Origin of the sequence: Marinobacter sp. EVN1 (genome assembly GCF_000475375.1) — a bacterium.
Taxonomy (GTDB): Bacteria; Pseudomonadota; Gammaproteobacteria; order Pseudomonadales; family Oleiphilaceae; genus Marinobacter; species Marinobacter nauticus.
In genome coordinates, this window is the sequence record NZ_AXCB01000023.1 from 95,387 (window position 1) to 116,254 (window position 20,868).

The following is a 20,868-nucleotide window of genomic DNA, read 5'->3' on the forward strand; positions in this document are numbered from 1 at the left end:
TAATTATCCTGTTCGGTTCAGGCCCCGGCCTGCTGATCGGCCCACTCGCTCGGGGTAAAGGCTTTCGGGTGAAGGGCGTGAATGGTGCCGTCCATGACATGCTGGAACAGCACCTTGTTGATCATTTGCTGCCGTTTGATGGTGGGCAGTCCCTCAAATACGTCACCCACCACCACAACAAGATAGTGGTTGCCATCAACCTGTACCTGAACCTCGCAACCGGGCAGGGCTTCTTTGACAAGTTCGGTAACCTGGGCGGCGTCCATAAGGATTCCTCGACTAAGTTGAAATCAGGGGCGGAATTGTAACCAATTCCCGGGCGCCGGTCAGCTGTGCTCGGCAAATCCGGGAATCTGATCCTGAAGATTACTGAGTGCGGCCAGAGAACGAAGTCGCTCACTGGCGCCTGTGAAGGAGAGATGGCAATGTCGGCTTAGCGCCAGACGCTGCCAACACAAAAGCATCGAAAGCACCACACTGTGCGCGGTGCCAAGCCCGGACAGATCAACCTCAAGCGTCCCATCGGCCTGCTGTATTTCCTGTTCGCCCTGCTTGCGCAGCGCCAGGACCGTGTCGGCATCGACATCGCCGGTTACGCAAAGAGTTTTGCCGTTCCGGACGATGCCCGGCAACCGATCACTCATGAACGATCCACCTGCTCGTCCAGATTCAGGGCCTCAACCGCGTCACCCCAGCCGTCAATGACCGCCTGAACCTGGCCGCGATTCTCTTCCATTTCCTGAGCAAAGCGATCCCGGAAGGCAAGGCCGATGTTAACGCCCTCTACGATGACGTTCTCCATCATCCAGCGGTCGTCACCTGTCCGGTACATCGAGTAAGTGACCGGATAACGGTTACCGGAAGCGCTGATCAATTCCATTTCTACCGAAGCGCGATCCTCATTCTGAGGAAGGATGGTGGCTTCCTTGACGATGATCTCGAAATCTTCCGCGGAAACCAGGGCCTGAGCATAACTGTCAAACAGGCTGCGCTTGAATTTCTCGACAAAAGCATCCCTCTGCTCCGGCGTGGTCTGGCGGGCATATCGGCCCATTACACGGGCAGCAATCCGACGAAAATCGACAAACTCCTCAAGGGTTTCATCCATGCTGGCATAGAACGCCTCCGGATCCTTTTCGTACAACCCTTTCTCGGCGTTGAGCTTCTGCACCAGCTTCTGGGTGTTCTCGTCCACGTAACGTTTCAGATCCTCCTCCGGCCCTGCCCAGGCCTGACCCACCACCAGGGCGAGCATGGCAATCATCAACGTTATACGGTGTTTAAGGGCACTCATTACTTTCTCCTGTGCATTGCTCTGGCTCAGCGGCCGGAGGCAAAGTTACTGATCAGCCGTTCCAGATTCATGGCAGACTGGGTGGAATAGAAGGTATCCCCCGCGTTCAGCGATTCCAGGTCCCCGCCAATCGATATATCAATGTACTGCTCACCCAGCAGTCCGGATGTACGTATTACTGCTGCACTGTCGGCCGGGATGTTATCAACCTCGGCATGGATGGACATGGTTACCCTCGCCTGGAAGGTGTCCCTGTCCAGGGTGATGGACTCAATAGTACCGACAGTGACACCGGCCATGGAAACCTTGCCACGGGGCGTCAGGCCTCCGGTATCGTTGAAATTCGCGTACAGCGTGTAGGTCTGCTCCGCGGATTTCGGCGACAGACCGCTAACCTGCAGTGCCAGAAACATGAGCGCGGCCAGGCCGGCAATCATGAACAGCCCAACAATGATTTCTATGCTTCTCTGTGCCATGAAAGGCTCCCTGAATCCTGTTAAAAATCACCGAACATGACGGCGGTGAGTACGAAATCGAGACCGAGCACCGCCAGCGATGAGTACACCACGGTTTTGGTGGTCGCCGAACTGATACCTGCGGAGGTGGGCACGCAATCATAACCCTGGTAGACCGCAATCCAGGCACACACGAATCCGAACACCACACTCTTGATAAAGCCGTTAAGCACATCGTCCACAAAATCGACGGAGGACTGCATGTTGCCCCAGAAGGAGCCCTCGAACACACCCAGCCATTCCACGCCAACCAGCATGCCGCCCCAGATCCCCACGACCGAGAAGATCATGGCAAGTACCGGCATGGCGAGAAAACCGGCCCAAAGTCTTGGAGCAATGACCCGGCGCAATGGATCCACCCCCATCATTTCCATGCTGGAAAGCTGTTCCGTCGCCTTCATCAAGCCGATTTCTGCCGTCAGGGCGGAGCCCGCGCGACCGGCGAACAGCAGGGCCGTCACCACCGGCCCCAACTCGCGTACCAGCGTGAGCGCAATCATCTGGCCAATCGCCGACTCCGAGCCGTAATCACTGAGAATGGTATAACCCTGAAGCCCCAATACCATCCCGATGAACAATCCGGAGACCACCACAATCGCCAGCGACAACACGCCGACTGCGTAGAGCTGTTTGACCAGCAGGGGAAAACCTGTGGCCGGACGGGGGACGCCGGCCAGCACACCAAAGAGAAACTGCCCGGAACGACCAAAGGAGGCAATGATCGCGAGCCCGATACGACCCAGGCCGGCAATACGATCCATCATGAAGACCGCCCTCCCACACCAAAATCAGCCGCCGCATCGCCACTCGGGTAATGGAACGGCACCGGGCCATCAGGCTGCCCTTCAAGAAACTGCTGAACCCGCTCAGACGGATGCGCCCGCAGCTCCTCGGGAGTGCCCTCACCGATCACCTTGCCGTCGGCAATAATGCAGGCGTAATGGCAAATACTCAGGGATTCAGGCACGTCGTGAGACACCAGAACACTGGTCAACCCCATGGAACTGTTGAGATCCCGGATCAGCTTGACCAGCACGCCCATGGCAATCGGATCCTGCCCGGCAAAGGGCTCGTCATACATGATCAACTCCGGGTCCAGTGCGATACTGCGGGCCAGAGCGACGCGCCGGGTCATGCCACCGGACAACTCTGAGGGCATCAGCTTTCTGGCACCCCGCAAGCCCACCGCTTCCAGCTTCATCAGCACGATATCCCGGATCATGTCTTCCGGTAGCGACGTGTGCACCCGCAGCGGGAAGGCAACGTTCTCGTAAACACTGAGATCGGTAAACAGCGCGCCACTCTGGAACAGCATGCCCATTTTTTCGCGCAGTTGGTAAAGCGCCTTGCGCTTTAGCCGGGGCACGTCATGGCCTGCCACACTCACCTGGCCGGAATCCGGGCGAAGCTGACCTCCGATGAGCCTGAGGAGCGTGGTTTTACCGGTACCACTGGGCCCCATGATGGCAGTCACCTTCCCTTTGGGAATATCCAGACTGATTCCATCAAAAATCCGGCGCCCGGAACGGGAAAACACCACATCCCTAAGTGTTATGTACGCAGATGACTCCATAATCCATCCCTTTCAAGGAGCGCCTACATTATGACAAGCTCTCCCAGACCTCAATTAAAGCAACGTAAAATGTCTTGATGGCAATGATCAGAATCCCTGATGCAGGCGAGCCCGGGGCACCAGAAGTGATATACTTCGCCCTCAAATCCCAGATCGAGCAGACAGCCAGCCGACATGACCGAATCAAATACCTTCAACACCCAGGACTTTTGCAACTCGGCCCTACGGGCAATCCGCATCGAGCGCGAAGCCATTGAAGCGCTGGAAAGCCGTATAAACGGTGATTTCAGCCGCGCCTGCGAGGTCATCATGGCCTGCAAAGGCCGGGTTGTGGTGACAGGTATGGGCAAATCGGGGCACATCGGCAACAAGATTGCCGCCACGCTCGCCAGCACGGGCACGCCCGCCTTTTTTGTTCATCCCGGCGAAGCCAGCCATGGCGATCTGGGCATGATAACACCCCAGGATGTGGTCATCGCCATATCCAACAGCGGCAGCACCAGCGAAGTGGTCACCATTCTCCCTCTGATCAAGCGAATGGGCGCGCCATTGATCAGCATGACAGGCAAACCCGATTCCGTACTGGCACAGGAGGCCGTTGCCAACCTGGATGTCAGCGTGGCCATTGAAGCCTGCCCGCTGGGCCTGGCCCCGACCTCCAGCACCACCGCCACCCTGGTCATGGGGGATGCCCTGGCCGTAGCGCTGCTTGAAGCCCGGGGATTCAGCGCCGAGGATTTCGCGTTTTCCCACCCTGGCGGCAGCCTTGGACGCCGCCTGCTGCTGCGGGTATCCGACATCATGCACACCGGTGACCAGATTCCTCAGGTTGCCGAGGGCACAACCCTGAGCGGGGCACTGCTGGAAATAACCCGCAAGGGCCTGGGTATGACCACGGTCGTTAATGCCGCCGGCACCCTGACGGGCATCTTCACCGATGGCGACCTGCGCCGGACCCTGGACAAATCCGTGGATGTGCACACTACCCCCATCCAGGACGTGATGACCCGCAACGGCAAAACCATCCGGGCAGACCACCTGGCGGCAGAAGCCTTGAATATCATGGAAGAAATGAAGATCAACGCCTTGCCGGTTACCGACGCAAACGGCACCCTGGTGGGCGCTATTAATATGCACGACCTGCTGCGGGCCGGAGTGATTTGATGACTCAGACAGCGCATCCGTTACAAACCCACTGGGACGCAGCCCTGAAGGCCAAAGCCTCGGACATTCGCCTGATCGCCCTGGATGTGGACGGCATCATGAGCGATGGCCGCCTCTATTTCAGTGCCAGCGGCGATGAACTCAAGGCCTTCAACATTCTTGACGGCCTGGGCCTGAAACAACTGATGCAGGCAGGCATCACCGTGGCGGTGATTACCGGACGACGCTCTCCGCTTACGGAAAGACGAATGTCGGACCTGGGCATCCCGCACCTGATGCAGGGTCGCGAAGACAAAAAAATTGCATTGCTGGAATTGATCCGGGATATGAACCTTGCGCCGGAGCAGATTGCCTACATGGGCGACGACCTGCCCGACCTGCCCGCGCTGCGTTTTGCCGGCCTTGGCATCACGGTACCCAACGGCTACTGGCTGGTTCAGCAACACGCCGACTACTGTACCCGCAGCCCCGGTGGACAGGGCGCTGTGCGCGAGGCCTGCGATCTCCTGCTCTGGGCGCAAGGGCACCTGGACAACACTCTTGCCCCCTATCTGGACGAGCCAGCATGATCACCGAGCGGCTTTTCGGCGATCGTGGCAAACGGCGGATTACAGCCCTGGCCCTTGCCGCCACCGTAACAGCAACCGTTTTTCTGCTGTGGCAAAGTGACGAGCCTGTCAGTCCGCGGAATGCCGCCAGCGAACTACGGGGGCCCGCAGAGCCCGACGGCTTTGTGATCGGCGGCCAATACCGCGCCTGGGATGAGCAAGGGAACCTCCAGATTGATCTCAAAAGCCCCAGAATTGAGCAGTTTGAAGCAACCGGCACGGCTCATCTGGATACGCCAATAGCCCGGCTTTTCAGTGAGGGCAGCCCCGACCCTTGGCTCATTGAGTCCAATGAAGGTAGCCTTCAGCAGAACAATGAAAAGCTGGAACTTATGGGGAACGTCCGATTGACCCGACAGTCCGAAGGCCGCGAAGCCGTTCTTGAAACCGAGGCACTGACCCTGGACAACAGCAACGGCACCGTCTACACCGACCAGCCGGTGACCATCACCGAGCCTTTCGGCGTCACCCGCTCCACCGGCATGAAAGCCTGGATCAACGAACGCATTCTCGAACTCAACTCCCGGGTAGAGGGACAATATGAAACCGTCAGGTAAACGATCTTTCTGCCGGCCAGCGATTCTGGCCATGGCATTGCTGGCCGGACCGGCATCGGCATTCAACCTGGATTCCGATATCCCCATAAAGGTCAGTGCAGATTCGGCCCGCCTGGATGAAAGCGCCGGAACGGCCGTTTACACCGGCGCTGTCGAACTGATTCAGGGCGAAACCCGGCTGGACGCGGATCGGGTGGTACTTTACCGCAACCAACAGGGTGTCAGCCGGATTGAAGCCGCCGGTAACCCCGCCCATTACCGGCAACCCGGCCAGGAAGGCGAAGGCACGACCGATGCCAGGGCCCTGAACATCACCTGGTCTGGCGATGAAAACCTGGTTATTTTTGAACGCCAGGCCGTTATTGAACAAGACGGCAACGTATTCCGGGGCGACGTCATCCACTACGACACCGTTCGCCGCGTTGTTACTGCGGAAGGCGGCACGCCATCCGACGGCGGCTCCGGCCGGGTGGAAATGGTGATTCAGCCTCGTAATTCAGCTCAATCCAGTGACGGGAAAGGTTCGGATGGCAGTTCTCAGGGCCAGTAATCTGGCAAAAAGCTACAAGCAGAAAAAAGTGGTGCTGGACGTTTCTCTGGAGATTCGCTCCGGCGAGATTGTCGGCCTGCTCGGCCCCAACGGCGCCGGCAAGACCACCTGCTTCTACATGATCGTGGGCCTGGTGCCTGCGGATCACGGCCGGATCACCATCGACACCCAGGACATCACCCCGCTGCCAATGCATGGGCGCGCCCGCAAGGGCATCGGTTACCTGCCCCAGGAGGCCTCCGTGTTTCGCAAACTGACCGTGCGGGACAACATCATGGCCATCCTCGAAACCCGCAAAGGCATGAGTCGGGCGGAACGGGAGGCCAAGCTGGAAGAGTTGCTGGAAGAGTTTCATATTACTCACATCCGTGACAGCGTGGGTATGGCGCTATCCGGCGGCGAACGCCGCAGGGTTGAAATCGCCCGGGCGCTGGCCATGGAGCCTGCGTTTATCCTGCTGGACGAACCCTTCGCGGGCGTAGACCCTATCTCCGTCAGTGACATCAAGCACATTATCCGGCACCTGCGAGATAAAGGTATTGGCGTGTTGATTACCGACCATAACGTTCGGGAAACCCTCGACATCTGCGAGAATGCCTACATCGTTTCCGGCGGCCACATCATCGCCTCCGGCAATGCCGAAGCCATTCTGGCAAACCAGCAGGTGAAAGAAGTGTATCTGGGTGATGAGTTCCGGCTCTGACCTGATAAAACAGGGTTTATCCGAGGTCTGATTGTTTTGATGATCTGTAGCAAGTAAACTCGGCAAAAAACTTGCTTATACTGTTCACAGACAATGGCAAGTAACCAGCGTACAACATTTTTTTCGGCCTGTGCGCCGGCAAAGCAACAACCGGGATGCCCATGAGTTATGGATCTTGAGCCATGGTTATGAAAGCCTCATTACAGCTTAAGCTGGGCCAGAGTCTGACCATGACGCCCCAGCTGCAGCAGGCCATACGCCTGCTACAGCTTTCTACCCTCGATCTCCAGCAGGAAATCCAGCAGGCGCTGGAGTCCAACCCCATGCTGGAAACCTCAGAGGACGATGAGCACCCTGAAGGCGACGAGCGCGAAGAGCACGAGCACAGTGAAGCTTCCAGCTCTGAGGCCAACCAGGACGACAGCCACCAGGACGCGAGCCCGGACTGGGACGAAACCGAGAACGGCCCTGACTGGTCGTCCGAGAACGATATTCCGGACAACATTCCCGATGATCTGCCAGTGGATACCGCCTGGGACGACATCTACCAGTCTGCCCCGGCTCCGGCCAGCAAAGGCGAAGACGAGCACGAATCGGATTTCGAAACCCGGAACTCGCCTACCGAAACCCTGCAGGATCACCTCGAGTGGCAGTTGAACCTGACGCCTCTGAGCGAGCGGGATCAGGCCATTGCCCACGCGCTGCTGGATGCTGTGGATGAGCGCGGCTACCTGACGTCTGACATTGAGGACATTCACGCAGGCCTGCTGGACGAAACCGAAGAAGACCCGTTGGAACTGGACGAAGTGGAAGCGGTACTCCACCGCCTGCAACACTTCGACCCGCCAGGCGTGTTCGCTCGGGATCTCCAGGAATGCCTGCTGATTCAGCTCAACCAGCTGCCACCGGATACCCCCTGGCTGCGCCAGGCGAGACTGGTGGTTACCCAGTTCCTACACCTGCTTGGCAACCGGGACTACGCGCAGCTGTTACGCCGCAGCCGGCTCAAGGAAGACCAGCTGAAACAGGTACTGGCCCTGATCACCAGCCTGAACCCGCGCCCTGGCGATGTCGTGGACCGGGCCGAACCGGATTACGTTATCCCGGACGTCATCGTACGCAAACACGAAGGCCGATGGCGGGTTGAACTCAACCCGGAAATCGCTCCGCGTATCCGGGTGAATGCCAGCTACGCGTCACTGATCCGCCGGGCTGACAGCAGTGCCGATAACACCTACCTGCGCGACCAGCTGCAAGAAGCGAAATGGTTTATCAAGAGCCTGCAAAGCCGGAATGAAACCCTGCTGAAAGTGGCCACCCGCATCGTTGAACACCAGCAAGGGTTCCTCGATCAGGGCGAAGAAGCCATGAAGCCTCTGATCCTGTCTGACATTGCCCAGGCGGTGGAAATGCACGAGTCCACGATTTCCCGGGTTACCACCCAGAAGTACATGCACACGCCCCGCGGTATTTTCGAGCTGAAGTACTTTTTCTCCAGCCACGTCAGCACCGCCGAGGGCGGCGAATGCTCGTCTACAGCCATCCGGGCGATGATCAAGAAACTGATTGCCGAGGAAACCCCGAAAAAGCCATTGAGCGATAGCAAAATTGCAGCCATGCTAGGGGAACAGGGAATCAACGTGGCGCGGCGTACCGTGGCCAAATACCGGGAGGCCATGCATATTCCTCCCTCGAACGAACGAAAACGCCTGGTTTAAACTTTCGCCGGTGCATGATGCACTGGCACGCAAGCCGGCAAGCACGCCGGCAGTATGACAACAGGAGACGCCTATGCAACTCAACATTTCAGGCCATCACGTAGAACTGACTCCCGCTCTGAAGGATTACGTCAACACCAAGCTCGAGAAGCTGGAGCGTCACTTCGACCACATCAGTAACTGCCAGGTCACCCTGGAGGTCGAGAAGGTGCGCCAGATGGCGGAAGCCACGCTGCACGTGATTGGTGGTGAGATTCACGCAAAGGCAGAAAGTGAGGACATGTACGCCGCAATCGACGCTCTGGTCGACAAGCTGGACCGTCAGATCCTCAAGCACAAGGAAAAGAACGTAGACCGGATGCACGGTAACGGCGGTCGCTGAAGCGCGAACCTTACCGGGTGTTTCATGAAACGAGCTGCGGCGGGGCTAACCGGCCGCAGCCTTTTTTTTACGGACATGCAGTCGATCCATGAGCGAGCCATCCCTGACCATCGACAATATTCTTGCCCCTGAACTGACCCTCTGTAAGGTGCCGGCCTCAAGCAAGAAACGTGTGCTGGAGTTCATCGCTGAACGGATTCACTTTCAGGATGAAATCCTCAGCGACACCCAGATCTTCAACAATCTGGTCTCCCGCGAACGCCTGGGTAGCACCGGTATCGGTGAGGGTATTGCCATCCCCCACTGCCGACTGGAAGGCCTGGACCGCGTCATCGGCGTACTGATGACTCTGGAAGAGCCGGTAGACTTTGATGCTATCGATAACCAGCCGGTAGATCTGGTGTTTGCCCTGATCGTCCCCAAAGAAGCCACCAGTGAACACCTGGAGTTACTGAGCCAACTGGCGGAGCGCTTCAATGACAGCACTTTCTGCGCCCGGCTGCGCCAAAGTGAAGATCCCGCGACCCTTTACCAGCGTATGGCGGAGAGTAATCACTGAGATCAGCCTGATATCTGGACAGGCTGCCAGGCAGATTGAAGGAGAAACAGTCCCATGAAGCTGATTATCGTCAGTGGCCGATCCGGTTCCGGCAAGAGTACGGCCCTGCATGTGCTGGAAGACCTGGGATTCTACTGCATCGACAACCTGCCCATTGGCTTGCTGTTCCCGCTGACCCGAGAGGCGGCCACCCAGGAAGCGCCCGGCCGGCTGAAAAAAATGGCCGTCAGTATTGATGCCCGTAACCTGTCCGCCGAGCTGGCCAATTTTGAAACCATTTACCAGCAACTGAAGCAGACCGGTGTCGAGGTTGAAATCATATTCCTGGATGCCGACGAGCAGTCACTGCTGCAACGCTTTCACGCAACCCGCCGCAAGCATCCGCTGAGCGATGACAAGACGTCTCTGCGGGAGGCAATCACCAACGAAAAGCAATTACTGGAACCCCTGTCAAAGCTGGCCGATCTTTACGTCAACACGACCGGGCTCTCCATGTACGAGCTACGCGACATGATCAAGCAGCGCGTGGCCGGTCGCAAGGATCAGGAACTGGCACTGCTGTTCCAGTCCTTTGGCTTCAAACATGGCGTGCCGGTGGATTCAGACTATGTCTTCGACGTCCGCTGCCTGCCCAATCCATACTGGGACACCAGCCTGCGCAAGCACACCGGCGTTGATCAGCCGGTCATCGAATTTCTGGAACGGGAACCGCTGACACGTCAGATGGTGGATGACGTCACGGGCTTCCTGAATACCTGGCTGCCCTCGTTTGCCGACAGCAATCGTAGTTACATGACCATTTCCATCGGTTGCACCGGTGGCCAGCACCGCTCTGTTTATGTGTGTGAGCAGCTCGGGCGCTATTTCCGCGATCATTACCGTAATGTGCAGGTGCGCCACACCGAACTGCCACACCTTCAAACCCGGGGAGAAATCTGAGCGCCTATGATTTGCCGCCCCATCACCATCATCAACAAACTCGGCCTGCATGCGCGGGCCACGGCGAAGCTTGTGGCCACCGCATCAGATTTTGACAGCAAGGTGCGAATCCGCGGCAAAGGCCGGGACGTAGACGCCAAGAACATCATGCAGGTGATGATGCTGGCCGCCAGCCAGGGCACCGAAGTGGAACTGGTTGCCGATGGCCCGGACGAACAGGATGCCATCGACGCGCTGGCTGCCCTGATCAACGATTATTTTGGTGAAGGGGAATAACCTCCGGTTTCGTCATTCACCTACAATCCTTTCTCACGTGTGCCACCTAACTCCGCTATAATGCAAAGGTTTTCTGATCGCAGGTGGTTCAATGACCGACATTCTGGAAAAAAGCCAGGCCCGCCAACGCCTTCGCTCACTCAGTGAAGCGCTGGACAGTGGTGCCCTCAAGCAGGTGGCCCGCATTCTGAATGGCGGTCTGAGCCCCAGCGATATTGCTCACCTTCTGGAATCCTCGCCACCACGCCAACGGGCCCTGCTCTGGAACCTGGTCGACAAGCAGCTGGAAGGGGAAGTCCTCCAGTACCTTGGCGACGATATTCGTAGCTACTTCCTGAGCCAGCTGAACGCGCAGGAGCTTGCGGACATTCTGGAAGATTTCGAGTCGGATGACCTGGCCGACTTGCTTCAGCAATTGCCGGACACGGTGATCCAGGAAGTCCTGGACACCATGGATGAGCAAGACCGTCAGCGGGTAGAGGAAGTCCTCGCTTACCCGGAGGACACTGCTGGCGGCCTGATGAACACCGACACCATCACGGTGCGGCCGGACATCAGCATCGACGTTGTGTTGCGCTACCTGCGCCGTCACCGCAGCCTGCCCCCGATGACCGACAGCCTGATTGTGGTCAGCCGTCGGGACGAGTTTATCGGCATGCTGCCCATTACCCGGATGCTGGTATCCAATCCCGCGGCTACCGTTCGGGAAGTGATGGACACGGACATTGAACCCATTCCCGTGTCCCTGTCCGACACCAAGGTCGCCACTCTGTTCGAACGCTACGACCTGATTTCTGCCCCTGTGGTGGATGAGACCAACAAGCTGCTGGGCCGGATCACCATCGATGACGTGGTCGACGTTATCCGTGAGGACGCAGACCATTCCCTGATGAGTATGGCTGGTCTGGATGAAGACGAGGACACCTTTGCCCCGGTGATGAAGACCACCCGCCGGCGCGCGGTCTGGCTGGGCATCAATCTGATCACGGCCTTTACCGCATCGGCCGTGATTGGACTGTTTGAAGACACTATTGCCAAAGTCGTTGCACTGGCCGTACTGATGCCAATTGTGGCCAGCATGGGCGGCATTGCCGGTAGCCAGACTCTGACCCTGGTGATCCGGGGTATGGCCGTTGGCCAGATCAGCGGTGCCAACGTGGGCTGGCTGCTGAACCGTGAGTTTCTGTCCGGGGTACTGAACGGCCTGCTGTGGGCGGTGGTGGTTGCCACCGCCGCGGTGGTCTGGTTCCAGGACTGGCTGATTGGTGCCATCATCGCGGCGGCACTGGTGATTAACCTGGTGGCGGCGGCGCTGGTGGGCACCGTCTTGCCGCTGTTCCTGAAATCCCGGAACATTGACCCGGCCCTGGCCGGCAGTGTGATACTCACCACCGTAACCGACGTTGTCGGCTTCATGGCCTTCCTGGGACTGGCCACCATTTTCTATGCCTGAGCAACCTGTGACCTACCATGACTGACCAATTTGACGACGAATTCCAGGACGACCTTGGCCCCAGCAAATCGCAGCTGAAGCGCGAAATGCACGCGCTTCAGGATCTGGGCAAACGCATGCTGGACCTGAACGACGAACAGCTGGCCACCCTGAGCATCAGCGAGACCCTGAAAGCGGCGATCATTGAATCACGCCGGATTCCCCAGCGTGAGGCCCGCCGGCGACACTTGCAGTACATTGGTAAGGTGTTGCGCCAGGAGGACGACCCCGAAGCTATTGGCCGTGCCATCGACGCCTTCCACGCTGGCAGCGAAGAGCATACCCGCCGACACCATCTGGCCGAGCGCTGGCGCGACCGGATGATTTCCGAAGGTGACAAGGTGGTAGGAGAGTTTATTGATTACTGCCCTTCGGCCGATGTACAGCACCTGCGCAATCTGGTGCGCAATGCCCGCAAGGAAGTCGAAAAAGGCAAGAATACCGGCCAGGCCCGAAAGCTGTTCCGGGCTCTGCGGGAATGGATCGACGACGCCGAGCAGTAATCAGAGCCGCCGGTGCTCCCACACGGGCATACGGCTTCGCAACTGATGCAGTTGCTCCAGGTCCAGATTGGCGCAAGCCATGCCCGGACCTTCGTCGAACTCACTGACGATCTTACCCCAGGGATCGCAGATCAGGCTGTGGCCATAGGTTCTTCGCCGGCTACTGTTCTGCCCCCCTTGCCCCGGCGCCACCATCCAGACCTGGTTTTCAATGGCGCGGGCGCGTATCAGGGCGTGCCAATGGGCATTGCCCGTATGCCAGGTAAAGGCGCTGGGCAGGCAGACCCATTCGGCGCCCTGCTCTCTCAAGGCCCGGAACAGTTCTGGAAAGCGAAGGTCGTAACAGATCGCCAACCCCAGTCGTCCGGCCGGCGTATCCACCGTAATCGCCTGATCACCGGGCTCAAAGGTATCCGATTCCCGATACTGGCCGTGGGCGTCTTCAACCATGGCGTCAAACAGGTGAATCTTGTCGTAGCGGGCCACTTCTTCGCCATGATCGTTGTACACCAGACAGGTGGCGCGTACCCGGTCTGTTATCTCTGAACCATCTCGCCGACTGGCCAACGGCAGGGAACCGCCGACAATCCAGAGCCCCAATGACCGGGCCTGCTCGGCCAGAAAGCGACGGATAACAGGCTCGCTACTCGCCTCCCGGCGGCCGCACTCCAGCATCTGCGCGGTGGCCAGAACGGCGAAGTTCTCGGGCAACACCGCCACCTTCGCCCCTGCGCCTGCCGCTTCAGCCAGCAGTCTGCGGGCCTCTTCAAGGTTGGCATCGATGTCATGGGTACTGACCATTTGTATTGCCGCGACCTGAACCATCATGGCCTCCTTACTCACCGGTATCGAACACGCCCCGCAGATCCACTTCCGGATTGCTCCAGGTTCCTGTGACACTGTACGTGGCACTGGTCAGTTTGCTCAACGGGTCGCCCAGAATTTTATCGAGCACGAACAAGGCGCCGCCGATGGGGGCGCTCGCCCCCATCAGTATGGCAGCCAGGGGCAGATTCTGTGTCACGGGTAGCACTAGGACCAGGCGCATATCCAACGTTTCTTCGGCCATGTTGGTATTGCCACTGAGTTTGAACGCGCCGGACGGACCCACCAGTTGCAGTTCCGGATCCATGGTCACCAGGCCATTTATGATGTTGGCTTTACCGGAAATGGCGTCAAAGGCTACGCCCCGTTCGTACAGATCCGAGAAGTCCAGCCGCAACCTGCGCCAGAGCGTATCAGTGTTCAGCAGGTTGAAGATCCGGAACAATTGCGCCGAATTGCTCTGCTCCATGATCATGCCGTCGTCCAGGCGGGCACTGACCGTGCCGCTTATCTTGCTGAGAGCAATGTTGTTCGGGCTTCCCGGCCAATCCAGATCCAGTTCAACCGCCGTTTCTTCGTTGGTCATCGGAATGGTGCTGCCAGTCAGCGCTTCCAGATCCTTAAGGGCCCCGCCCTCCAGCTTACCAGTAAACCGGGTCGTTTCCCGGTCATCCACAATGCTCCAGGTCATATCGCCGGACAACACCAGGGATCCAAGCCGGCCTTCCACCTCCTGCACACGCAACCGATAGGGTTCAGGGCGCAGCTTGAAACGCCAGCTTCCCGCTGACTCGCCATCCAGCCGGAGATCCGAGATTCTGGCATCAATGTCGGGCCAATTTCCCATATCCAGCTCCCTGAACGCCTGCAACTGCTCCTCAAGAGTCAGAAATTCGTTGTCCTGCTCTGCGGCACTGGTCTCCCGTACCAGGCGCAGGGTTGCAAAGTCGGCCTCTACCGTGCCTCCTTCTCTGGGTAACACCACCCTGCCCCGGGCCCGATCCGAGTCGGTATGAACGACCCACCGGTCCTCCAGCTCAAGCGCATCAATGGCGATATTGGTCAGATGGTGAGCGCCCAGATTCAAATGTTCGAAGACCAGCTCGAAGCCCGTCTCTTTAAAACGAAGTTCAGCGTCCAGACGATCCTGCCATTGCGCAGCGATCGCCACGCCTTCGCTCTGGAACGGATCAACCCGGACCGACAGGGGGGTTCGCTCGCGCGCGGTCTTTGCCAGTGGTTTGGGCCAATCCACCTGCAGACCTTCAAGGTCTGAAAACAGGGAAATCACCGGTTCGCTGGCACCGCCTAATTCCAGCTCAGCGGTGTAGACAAGTTCTCCGGAAAGCCCGCGCGCCGCATCGTTAGCCAGGCCAAAGGCCGCCAGGGAGCCTGGCAGCTTCAGACCACCTTGCTGGCGTATCAGCATGGCGTCGCCGGCCTCCGCGGTGGAAAAAACAACACTGACCGGTTGATCGAAAAAACGAGCAGTGACCGGTGGCCCGGAAAATCCATCAACACTGTCGTAAGTCAGGTCAGCCCGAATATTCCGCCAGCGAAGTCCCGCATCCGGTAATTGGAATCCGGCATTGTCGGTTTTTACCTGCGCCGTAACCCGGGTGTCCTGCCCTTGCGATAGCGGTAGCTCCAGCCCAAGACTCAGCTCAAACTCCCCGTCATAACGGGCACGGGTGTTACCGTATCCCAACAATTCCCCCAACGGAGTATTGGCCAGCCACCAGGGTATTCTCTCTGCCGGAACCGTCGACACTGCATCTACGCGCACCAGCGTGCCAGCTTCCCCATCTCCGGGAAGGACGTGAACACTGGCGTTTTCCAGCTCCAACCCACCAATCTCGCCCCGAGCGAGTGTTACCCGGGTGTCAGCATTCTGGATCTCAACCCGCCCGCTGGCCCGCTCCACAGATGGCCAGCGCTGGTCGTATCGAATCGTGGCGTTATCGAATTCATACCACATGGAGGAAACAAACGATCCAGACGGCGCGGCGGAATCGATACGGCCGTGGCCATAGTACTGCCCCCGAATGCTGGCCTCCGGAATACTGTTGGTGAGCCATTCGTAAAGCCCTTCACCCACAGCATTCGCCGGCACGAAATCCGCCAGCATATCGGCATTGCCGCCGTCTACGCCGACGCTCAAACCAAGATTGTCCTCTCCGTATCGATCCAGCCGCAGGTCAAAGGCGCCGCTTAACCGGGTATCTGAGCGATAGAGAAACTCCAGATCATCGGAGAATACCCTGGTGATCCCTCCTTCCAGGGTCCAGGCGACGGTTCCGGATAGGGAGTCCAGCGTCCAGTCAGTGTTGAACAACTGCGGAAAGCCCAGCATGACGGGTTCTGGTGTATCCAGGGTCACCCTGCCACTGTCTGAATTCATCTGGATAAAGCCATATAGCCCCTCGGCGCGGGGGGCGCCAGACCAGGCCCGCACCCCGAACTCCCGCAATCTGGCACTTAACGAGAACCGGGAGCCCTGCTCTGGCAGAGTAAACAACATATCGTCCAGAAAACCCGCAGGCTGGTAATGCTCCAGCGCCTCACTGGCAGCATCCGGCAGCAGCTCCAGGGCCTGAACCAATCGCCGCAAAGGCTTGAGCGGCAGTGAGTCTGCCACCAGCTTAAGCTCATCCTGACCGTCTTCGATGCGAACACTGAACGGCAGAACCTGATCGCCGATCCAGTCCCAGCGAAGCTTCTGCAAACGTAGGGCCTCCCCCCGCCGCCAACCGAAGTGAGCCTGAATATCTTCAAGAGGCGCCAGAGATTCACGGTTAACACCTAACTGAAGATAGGGGGTGCGAACCTGGCCCTGAACCTGCTGCAGCTCGCCATCCTCAAAGCTTAGCCAGGCACTGCCCCCCAGATCGAAGCCTTCAACCCGTATGCCTCGCCAGTTCAGATCATCAATCAGGCCGTCGAACAGTCGACCGGAATCCACATCCAGGTAAAGTTGACCGGTAAACTCACCCCTGAAAAACCGCTGTCCTACCAGAGCAAAACTGGCCAGCTGTGTGGTTGTACCGCTCTGCATGGCCCGGCCTGCGGCCTGGAACAAGCCGCCTTGGTAGGACAGATCAAGCTGTGGAATATCCAGAAAACGCAGGTTCTGCCGGCTCGGGCCCAGCGCCAGGCTGACCCGTGTCACCCGGACTTCCGGATTCGACAACCAGCGGCCAGCCAGGCGAATCCACTCCTGGAGTTCCGGCGCACCCGGCTCGGCCAGCTCCGCAAACTCTTCGACCGGATTGATAAACGGATCCTCGGTAGGGCGCACCACCGTTAACGCCAGACCGTCAGCGTCAAAATTGCGGAACACCAGGCGGAAGCGGAACAGGGAGGCAAAAAAATCGAGCCGCAATTCCAGGTGCTCAAGTTCCGCGGCAATGCGGTCTGAATCCGGAGAATTGATGGTGATGTCTTTGGCGGTAATGGAAGGATCCAGCCAATACCATTGGGAGGATAAACGGCCAACAGACACATCCAGGCCTGTGGCTTCGGAGAGCGAAGCCGCCAGTTCATCAGAAAAGCTGTTGATATCAGAGGTGAGCTGGCGACCGACACCAACATAGAGTGCGAATAACACCAGCAGCGTCAGGATGGACCACCAGACCACACTGGCAAAGACCGCCAACCCGCGGGCAACCAGACCGCGCTCATCCTCGGCTGGTTGCGAACTGTCCGGCTCGCGGATCGACATAAGACTCAGCTCCCTGCAACGCCCTGCTGCTCAGGTGTCAGAGCAAAACAACGTCGTACTGTTCCTGGCTGTAGAAAGGCTCAACCTGGAAGCGAATGGTTTTACTGATAAAGGTTTCAAGGTCCGCAACGTTGTCTGACTCTTCATCCAGCAGGCGGTCCACCACCTTCTGGGACGCCATCACCAGGTAATTCTCGGCCTCATACGCACGGTTAACGCGCAGGATTTCCCTGAAGATTTCGTAGCATACGGTTTCGGCGGTTTTCAGGAATCCCCGGCCATCACAGATCGGGCACGGCTCGCACAGAACCTGACCCAGGCTTTCGGTGGTGCGTTTTCGGGTCATCTCCACAAGGCCCAGCTCGGAAACGCCGGTGATCTTGGTTTTGGCGTGATCCCGTTCCAGCATTTTCTCCAGCATCCTGTGCACCTGGCGCTGGTGTTCGGGATCTTCCATGTCGATAAAGTCGATGATGATGATCCCGCCCAGATTCCGCAGCCGAAGCTGACGACTGATCGACCGGGCGGCTTCCAGATTGGTTTTGAAGATGGTCTCTTCCAGATTGCGGTGGCCCACAAAGGCACCGGTGTTGATGTCGATGGTCGTCATCGCTTCGGTCTGATCGATGATCACATAGCCACCGGATTTGAGCTGCACCTTACGGCTCAGGGCTTTCTGGATTTCATCTTCAACCGAATACAGGTCAAAGATAGGCCGCTCACCCGGGTAGTACTCCACCTTTTCAGCAAACTCAGTGACGAATTCTTTAACAAACTCCATTACCCGCTGATAGCTCTCGCGACTATCAATACGCACTTTTTCCGTTTGCGGTCGGATCAGATCCCGGATGGTGCGAATAAACAACGGCAAGTCCTGATAGACCACCGAGGGTGCCGGCGCTTTGGCAATGCGCTCCTGGATCGACTGGCTGAGCCGGTGCAGGTAGGTCATATCCGCAATCAGATCTTCGGCCGAGGCAGCCTCTGCCGCGGTGCGGATGATATAGCCACCCTGCACATCATCGTGTTCCGCTGCACCTTCCTCGATCAGGGATTTCAGCCGCGCGCGCTCATTATCATCTTCAATACGCTGGGAAATCCCGACATGGCAGACGCCTGGCATGAACACCAGATAACGGGAGGGAATGGAAAGCTGGGTGGTGAGTCGCGCACCCTTGGTACCAATCGGGTCCTTGGTTACCTGCACCACCAGGGACTGCCCCTCCCGCAACAGGGTACGGATATCCGGTACGGTCCTGGGGGCGTCTGACGGTTCGTCGCCAGATGTCTGGCCACTGACGACGTCGGACGCATGAATGAAAGCCGCCCGTTCCAGGCCGATGTCCACGAACGCGGCTTCCATGCCGGGCAGCACCCGAACGACCTTGCCCTTGTAGATGTTGCCGACAATCCCCTTGCGACTGGTGCGCTCGATATAGGCTTCCTGCAACATGCCGTTTTCAACGAGGGCGACCCGGGTTTCCACCGGAGTCACGTTGATCAGGATCTCTTCACTCATGCTTGGCTCTCCTTACTGCATGGCCAGTGGCGCCAGACAGGGTCGCCGGCATCTGCCAATAACTCTGCGGTTTCCTGCAGGGGCAAACCCACCACAGCGCTGTAGCTGCCCTTGAGTTCCCGAACAAAGATACCACCAAGTCCCTGAATTCCGTAGCTTCCCGCCTTGTCCATGGGTTCACCGGTGGCGACGTAGGCGACAATTTCGGCTTCTGAGAGCTCCCGAAAGCTGACATCGGTGACCACCACCAATGACCGACACTTCTGCTCCTGCGCCAGAGCGATCGCGGTCATCACCTGATGGGTTCTTCCAGATAACCGGCGCAACATCTCACAAGCCTGAGTATCGGACTCCGGTTTCCCAAGAATCTCTCCGTCTACAACAACAGAGGTGTCAGACCCCAGTACCCAGGCACCCGGGGCCTCACCGGCAACACAAGAGGCTTTCTCCCGGGCCAGGCGCTCAACATAGTGCTGAGCCGCTTCACCCGGTTGCGGAGTCTCGTCTATCTCGGCAGGCGCCACCTGAAAGTCAGCACCGATCTGTCTCAGCAACTCAGCGCGGCGCGGTGATGCCGAGGCCAGAATGAGGCAGCTCATACAGTTATCCCAGTTTACGGTTGATTGTGTCCAGTACGCCACTGACCACAGGCCAGGCCAGAGCGCTCGTCAAGGCTGGCCACAAGTAGCTGAAACCGGCGCTTTCAGCACCCAGTAACTGTTTCACGAAATGTACCAGCATCTGGTTGATGCCCAATAACAGAAACACCATCAGGCACTGCTGGGGCAGCGGATACATCCGCAACCGCTGGTGAATGGTCAGCACCAGAAAGGCGATCAGGGCCATGCCCATGGCATTCACGCCCAGCGGGGTAGACTCGAGAATATCCAGTAACAACCCCAGGCACCAGGCCATCAGAATGCCAAACTGGGCCGGGGCGCGGAAGGTCCAGTAGAAGACAATCAGTCCGAGCCACTCCGGGCGAAACTGAAACCAGTCCACCGGGAACAGGGAGATACTCAACACCAACGATAACACCACGGTGATGGCGAACAGCGGATAACTGATGACAGACAACATCAGTTTGCCTCCTCGTTATCCGGGGCCGCCTGCCCATTTTCGGGCACCGAACGCTCTTCCGGCTGAAATACGATCAGCACCAGCCGGCTCTGGTTGAGGCGGGCTTTGGGCGCGGCCTGAATGGTCACAAAAGGCTCCCCCGGCTCTTTGACGATGGAACTGACCTCTGCCACCGGGTAGCCCCGGGGGAATCGCCCGCCAAGACCGGAACTGACCAGCATGTCGCCCTCGCGGATGTCAGCAGTATCCGGTACGTGAACCAGATCCAGCTCATCGGTTTCGCCGTTACCCAGCAAAATCGAACGCAGACCATTACGTACCACCTCAACAGGAACGGCGTGACTGCTGTCGGACACCAGGAGGACACGGGAGGTGAACTGGCTGGTCTGGATCACCTGGCCCATCAGGCCCTCTGCGTCCAGTACCGCCTGACCAGTCGTGACACCATCACTCTCGCCCTTGTTAATGATGATCTCGTGGGAGAACGGATCCGGGGAGACCCCCACCACTTCGCCCACAATGACCCGGTCATCCAGTACTTCGGAAGAATTCAGCAGCCGGCGCAGCTCGTTATTCTCCGACGCCAGAGCCGCGTACTTGAGAGCACGACGCTCCAGAATCAGCAGGCGGGTTTTGAGCTCTTCGTTCTCCTGCTGCAGATCATCACGGCTAACAAACAGGCCGGAAAACCAGTCAGCAAAGGAATATGGGGCATTGCCAAGCCAGTACACCGGTGCCAGACCGGTGGCAAGAGTGCTGCGGACGGTGGTGAGCTTGTCAAAACGGGCATCGGCAGCGATTAACGCTGCCGATAACAGAACGACGAGAAACAGCCGGAAACCGGGTACCGGCCCCTGGACGAATATGGTCTTAATGGCTTAGCCCTCCCA

24 protein-coding genes are annotated in these 20,868 nt (G+C 58.2%); 12 read left to right on the top strand and 12 right to left on the bottom strand.

The window, feature by feature from the left end; translation table 11 throughout:
* Positions 1–17: 17 nt before the first annotated feature.
* The 6 genes from Q674_RS32045 to Q674_RS32070 are packed head-to-tail and all read right to left on the bottom strand — an operon-like array spanning position 18 to position 3,382.
* Positions 18–266: a BolA family protein gene (locus tag Q674_RS32045; protein WP_014422100.1), complete on the bottom strand. Its 249-nt coding sequence runs from the start codon at positions 264–266 to the stop codon at positions 18–20.
* Between the two features lie 60 nt (positions 267–326).
* Complete coding sequence (locus tag Q674_RS32050; protein WP_023009064.1) at positions 327–644, bottom strand: lipid asymmetry maintenance protein MlaB; 318 nt, start codon at positions 642–644, stop codon at positions 327–329.
* A complete protein-coding gene (locus Q674_RS32055; RefSeq protein ID WP_022992003.1) occupies positions 641–1,294 on the bottom strand; it encodes a phospholipid-binding protein MlaC in 654 nt (217 codons plus the stop codon). The genes Q674_RS32050 and Q674_RS32055 overlap by 4 nt, the downstream gene beginning before the upstream one ends.
* Before the next feature lie 26 nt (positions 1,295–1,320).
* Entirely contained in the window at positions 1,321–1,770 is a 450-nt protein-coding gene (mlaD, locus tag Q674_RS32060; protein ID WP_022992004.1) for an outer membrane lipid asymmetry maintenance protein MlaD, read from the bottom strand.
* Between the two features lie 20 nt (positions 1,771–1,790).
* On the bottom strand, positions 1,791–2,573 hold the full coding sequence (gene mlaE / locus Q674_RS32065; RefSeq protein WP_023009065.1) for a lipid asymmetry maintenance ABC transporter permease subunit MlaE: 783 nt from the start codon (positions 2,571–2,573) through the stop codon (positions 1,791–1,793).
* Positions 2,570–3,382 (bottom strand): ATP-binding cassette domain-containing protein, encoded by an 813-nt coding sequence (locus tag Q674_RS32070; protein ID WP_031210187.1) that lies wholly within the window; start codon positions 3,380–3,382, stop codon positions 2,570–2,572. The genes mlaE and Q674_RS32070 overlap by 4 nt, the downstream gene beginning before the upstream one ends.
* 174 nt (positions 3,383–3,556) lie before the next feature.
* Between Q674_RS32070 and Q674_RS32075 the strand changes: the two genes are divergently transcribed.
* The 12 genes from Q674_RS32075 (at position 3,557) to yjgA (ending at position 12,833) form a co-directional block, all read left to right on the top strand.
* Positions 3,557–4,546: a KpsF/GutQ family sugar-phosphate isomerase gene (locus Q674_RS32075; RefSeq protein ID WP_011786155.1), complete on the top strand. Its 990-nt coding sequence runs from the start codon at positions 3,557–3,559 to the stop codon at positions 4,544–4,546.
* Positions 4,546–5,115 carry a KdsC family phosphatase gene (locus tag Q674_RS32080; protein ID WP_014422104.1) on the top strand — a complete coding sequence of 190 codons (570 nt, stop codon included), beginning with the start codon at positions 4,546–4,548 and terminating at the stop codon, positions 5,113–5,115. Before Q674_RS32075 ends, Q674_RS32080 begins: the two co-directional genes overlap by 1 nt.
* Positions 5,112–5,711 carry an LPS export ABC transporter periplasmic protein LptC gene (lptC, locus tag Q674_RS32085; protein ID WP_023009067.1) on the top strand — a complete coding sequence of 200 codons (600 nt, stop codon included), beginning with the start codon at positions 5,112–5,114 and terminating at the stop codon, positions 5,709–5,711. The genes Q674_RS32080 and lptC overlap by 4 nt, the downstream gene beginning before the upstream one ends.
* The gene (gene lptA / locus Q674_RS32090) at positions 5,695–6,261 is read left to right on the top strand and encodes a lipopolysaccharide transport periplasmic protein LptA (RefSeq protein WP_031210188.1); all 567 of its coding nucleotides are present in this window, start codon (positions 5,695–5,697) and stop codon (positions 6,259–6,261) included. The genes lptC and lptA overlap by 17 nt, the downstream gene beginning before the upstream one ends.
* The gene (lptB, locus tag Q674_RS32095; RefSeq protein WP_014422107.1) at positions 6,239–6,964 is read left to right on the top strand and encodes an LPS export ABC transporter ATP-binding protein; all 726 of its coding nucleotides are present in this window, start codon (positions 6,239–6,241) and stop codon (positions 6,962–6,964) included. The genes lptA and lptB overlap by 23 nt, the downstream gene beginning before the upstream one ends.
* A 188-nt stretch (positions 6,965–7,152) precedes the next feature.
* On the top strand, positions 7,153–8,682 hold the full coding sequence (locus tag Q674_RS32100) for an RNA polymerase factor sigma-54 (protein ID WP_036149291.1): 1,530 nt from the start codon (positions 7,153–7,155) through the stop codon (positions 8,680–8,682).
* Between the two features lie 73 nt (positions 8,683–8,755).
* Positions 8,756–9,064 carry a ribosome hibernation promoting factor gene (hpf, locus tag Q674_RS32105; RefSeq protein ID WP_023009069.1) on the top strand — a complete coding sequence of 103 codons (309 nt, stop codon included), beginning with the start codon at positions 8,756–8,758 and terminating at the stop codon, positions 9,062–9,064.
* An 88-nt stretch (positions 9,065–9,152) separates the two neighbouring features.
* The gene (ptsN, locus tag Q674_RS32110) at positions 9,153–9,623 is read left to right on the top strand and encodes a PTS IIA-like nitrogen regulatory protein PtsN (RefSeq protein ID WP_022992011.1); all 471 of its coding nucleotides are present in this window, start codon (positions 9,153–9,155) and stop codon (positions 9,621–9,623) included.
* Positions 9,624–9,677: 54 nt separating this feature from the next.
* Positions 9,678–10,562, top strand: coding sequence for an RNase adapter RapZ (gene rapZ / locus Q674_RS32115; protein WP_023009070.1), 885 nt, complete (start codon positions 9,678–9,680; stop codon positions 10,560–10,562).
* A 6-nt stretch (positions 10,563–10,568) separates the two neighbouring features.
* Entirely contained in the window at positions 10,569–10,838 is a 270-nt protein-coding gene (locus Q674_RS32120; RefSeq protein WP_011786164.1) for an HPr family phosphocarrier protein, read from the top strand.
* Positions 10,839–10,929: 91 nt separating this feature from the next.
* Positions 10,930–12,291 carry a magnesium transporter gene (gene mgtE, locus Q674_RS32125; protein ID WP_011786165.1) on the top strand — a complete coding sequence of 454 codons (1,362 nt, stop codon included), beginning with the start codon at positions 10,930–10,932 and terminating at the stop codon, positions 12,289–12,291.
* A 17-nt stretch (positions 12,292–12,308) separates the two neighbouring features.
* Complete coding sequence (yjgA, locus tag Q674_RS32130; protein ID WP_011786166.1) at positions 12,309–12,833, top strand: ribosome biogenesis factor YjgA; 525 nt, start codon at positions 12,309–12,311, stop codon at positions 12,831–12,833.
* Here the strand turns inward: yjgA and Q674_RS32135 are convergent, their stop codons facing one another.
* From Q674_RS32135 to mreC, 6 genes are read right to left on the bottom strand one after another with little or no spacing between them, the layout of a single operon-like run.
* Positions 12,834–13,658 (bottom strand): carbon-nitrogen hydrolase family protein, encoded by an 825-nt coding sequence (locus tag Q674_RS32135; protein ID WP_023009071.1) that lies wholly within the window; start codon positions 13,656–13,658, stop codon positions 12,834–12,836.
* 10 nt (positions 13,659–13,668) lie between these two features.
* Entirely contained in the window at positions 13,669–17,379 is a 3,711-nt protein-coding gene (locus Q674_RS32140; RefSeq protein WP_023009072.1) for a YhdP family protein, read from the bottom strand.
* Positions 17,380–17,416: 37 nt separating this feature from the next.
* The gene (gene rng / locus Q674_RS32145; RefSeq protein ID WP_023009073.1) at positions 17,417–18,898 is read right to left on the bottom strand and encodes a ribonuclease G; all 1,482 of its coding nucleotides are present in this window, start codon (positions 18,896–18,898) and stop codon (positions 17,417–17,419) included.
* Positions 18,895–19,497 (bottom strand): Maf family protein, encoded by a 603-nt coding sequence (locus Q674_RS32150; protein ID WP_023009074.1) that lies wholly within the window; start codon positions 19,495–19,497, stop codon positions 18,895–18,897. The genes rng and Q674_RS32150 overlap by 4 nt, the downstream gene beginning before the upstream one ends.
* Before the next feature lie 4 nt (positions 19,498–19,501).
* On the bottom strand, positions 19,502–19,978 hold the full coding sequence (gene mreD, locus Q674_RS32155) for a rod shape-determining protein MreD (RefSeq protein WP_011786171.1): 477 nt from the start codon (positions 19,976–19,978) through the stop codon (positions 19,502–19,504).
* Positions 19,978–20,844, bottom strand: coding sequence for a rod shape-determining protein MreC (gene mreC / locus Q674_RS32160; protein ID WP_081432089.1), 867 nt, complete (start codon positions 20,842–20,844; stop codon positions 19,978–19,980). The genes mreD and mreC overlap by 1 nt, the downstream gene beginning before the upstream one ends.
* Positions 20,845–20,868: the final 24 nt, after the last annotated feature.

Coding starts and splice junctions, on each gene's coding strand:
- hpf (WP_023009069.1), top strand. CDS start 8,756: ATGCAACTCAACATTTCAGGCCATCACGTAGAACTGACTCCCGCTCTG.
- Q674_RS32050 (WP_023009064.1), bottom strand. CDS start 644: ATGAGTGATCGGTTGCCGGGCATCGTCCGGAACGGCAAAACTCTTTGC.
- mlaD (WP_022992004.1), bottom strand. CDS start 1,770: ATGGCACAGAGAAGCATAGAAATCATTGTTGGGCTGTTCATGATTGCC.
- lptC (WP_023009067.1), top strand. CDS start 5,112: ATGATCACCGAGCGGCTTTTCGGCGATCGTGGCAAACGGCGGATTACA.
- Q674_RS32045 (WP_014422100.1), bottom strand. CDS start 266: ATGGACGCCGCCCAGGTTACCGAACTTGTCAAAGAAGCCCTGCCCGGT.
- Q674_RS32070 (WP_031210187.1), bottom strand. CDS start 3,382: ATGGAGTCATCTGCGTACATAACACTTAGGGATGTGGTGTTTTCCCGT.
- Q674_RS32075 (WP_011786155.1), top strand. CDS start 3,557: ATGACCGAATCAAATACCTTCAACACCCAGGACTTTTGCAACTCGGCC.
- mreD (WP_011786171.1), bottom strand. CDS start 19,978: ATGTTGTCTGTCATCAGTTATCCGCTGTTCGCCATCACCGTGGTGTTA.
- rng (WP_023009073.1), bottom strand. CDS start 18,898: ATGAGTGAAGAGATCCTGATCAACGTGACTCCGGTGGAAACCCGGGTC.
- Q674_RS32135 (WP_023009071.1), bottom strand. CDS start 13,658: ATGGTTCAGGTCGCGGCAATACAAATGGTCAGTACCCATGACATCGAT.
- Q674_RS32055 (WP_022992003.1), bottom strand. CDS start 1,294: ATGAGTGCCCTTAAACACCGTATAACGTTGATGATTGCCATGCTCGCC.
- ptsN (WP_022992011.1), top strand. CDS start 9,153: ATGAGCGAGCCATCCCTGACCATCGACAATATTCTTGCCCCTGAACTG.
- Q674_RS32080 (WP_014422104.1), top strand. CDS start 4,546: ATGACTCAGACAGCGCATCCGTTACAAACCCACTGGGACGCAGCCCTG.
- Q674_RS32140 (WP_023009072.1), bottom strand. CDS start 17,379: ATGTCGATCCGCGAGCCGGACAGTTCGCAACCAGCCGAGGATGAGCGC.
- rapZ (WP_023009070.1), top strand. CDS start 9,678: ATGAAGCTGATTATCGTCAGTGGCCGATCCGGTTCCGGCAAGAGTACG.
- Q674_RS32120 (WP_011786164.1), top strand. CDS start 10,569: ATGATTTGCCGCCCCATCACCATCATCAACAAACTCGGCCTGCATGCG.
- mgtE (WP_011786165.1), top strand. CDS start 10,930: ATGACCGACATTCTGGAAAAAAGCCAGGCCCGCCAACGCCTTCGCTCA.
- Q674_RS32150 (WP_023009074.1), bottom strand. CDS start 19,497: ATGAGCTGCCTCATTCTGGCCTCGGCATCACCGCGCCGCGCTGAGTTG.
- lptB (WP_014422107.1), top strand. CDS start 6,239: ATGGCAGTTCTCAGGGCCAGTAATCTGGCAAAAAGCTACAAGCAGAAA.
- mlaE (WP_023009065.1), bottom strand. CDS start 2,573: ATGATGGATCGTATTGCCGGCCTGGGTCGTATCGGGCTCGCGATCATT.
- lptA (WP_031210188.1), top strand. CDS start 5,695: ATGAAACCGTCAGGTAAACGATCTTTCTGCCGGCCAGCGATTCTGGCC.
- yjgA (WP_011786166.1), top strand. CDS start 12,309: ATGACTGACCAATTTGACGACGAATTCCAGGACGACCTTGGCCCCAGC.
- Q674_RS32100 (WP_036149291.1), top strand. CDS start 7,153: ATGAAAGCCTCATTACAGCTTAAGCTGGGCCAGAGTCTGACCATGACG.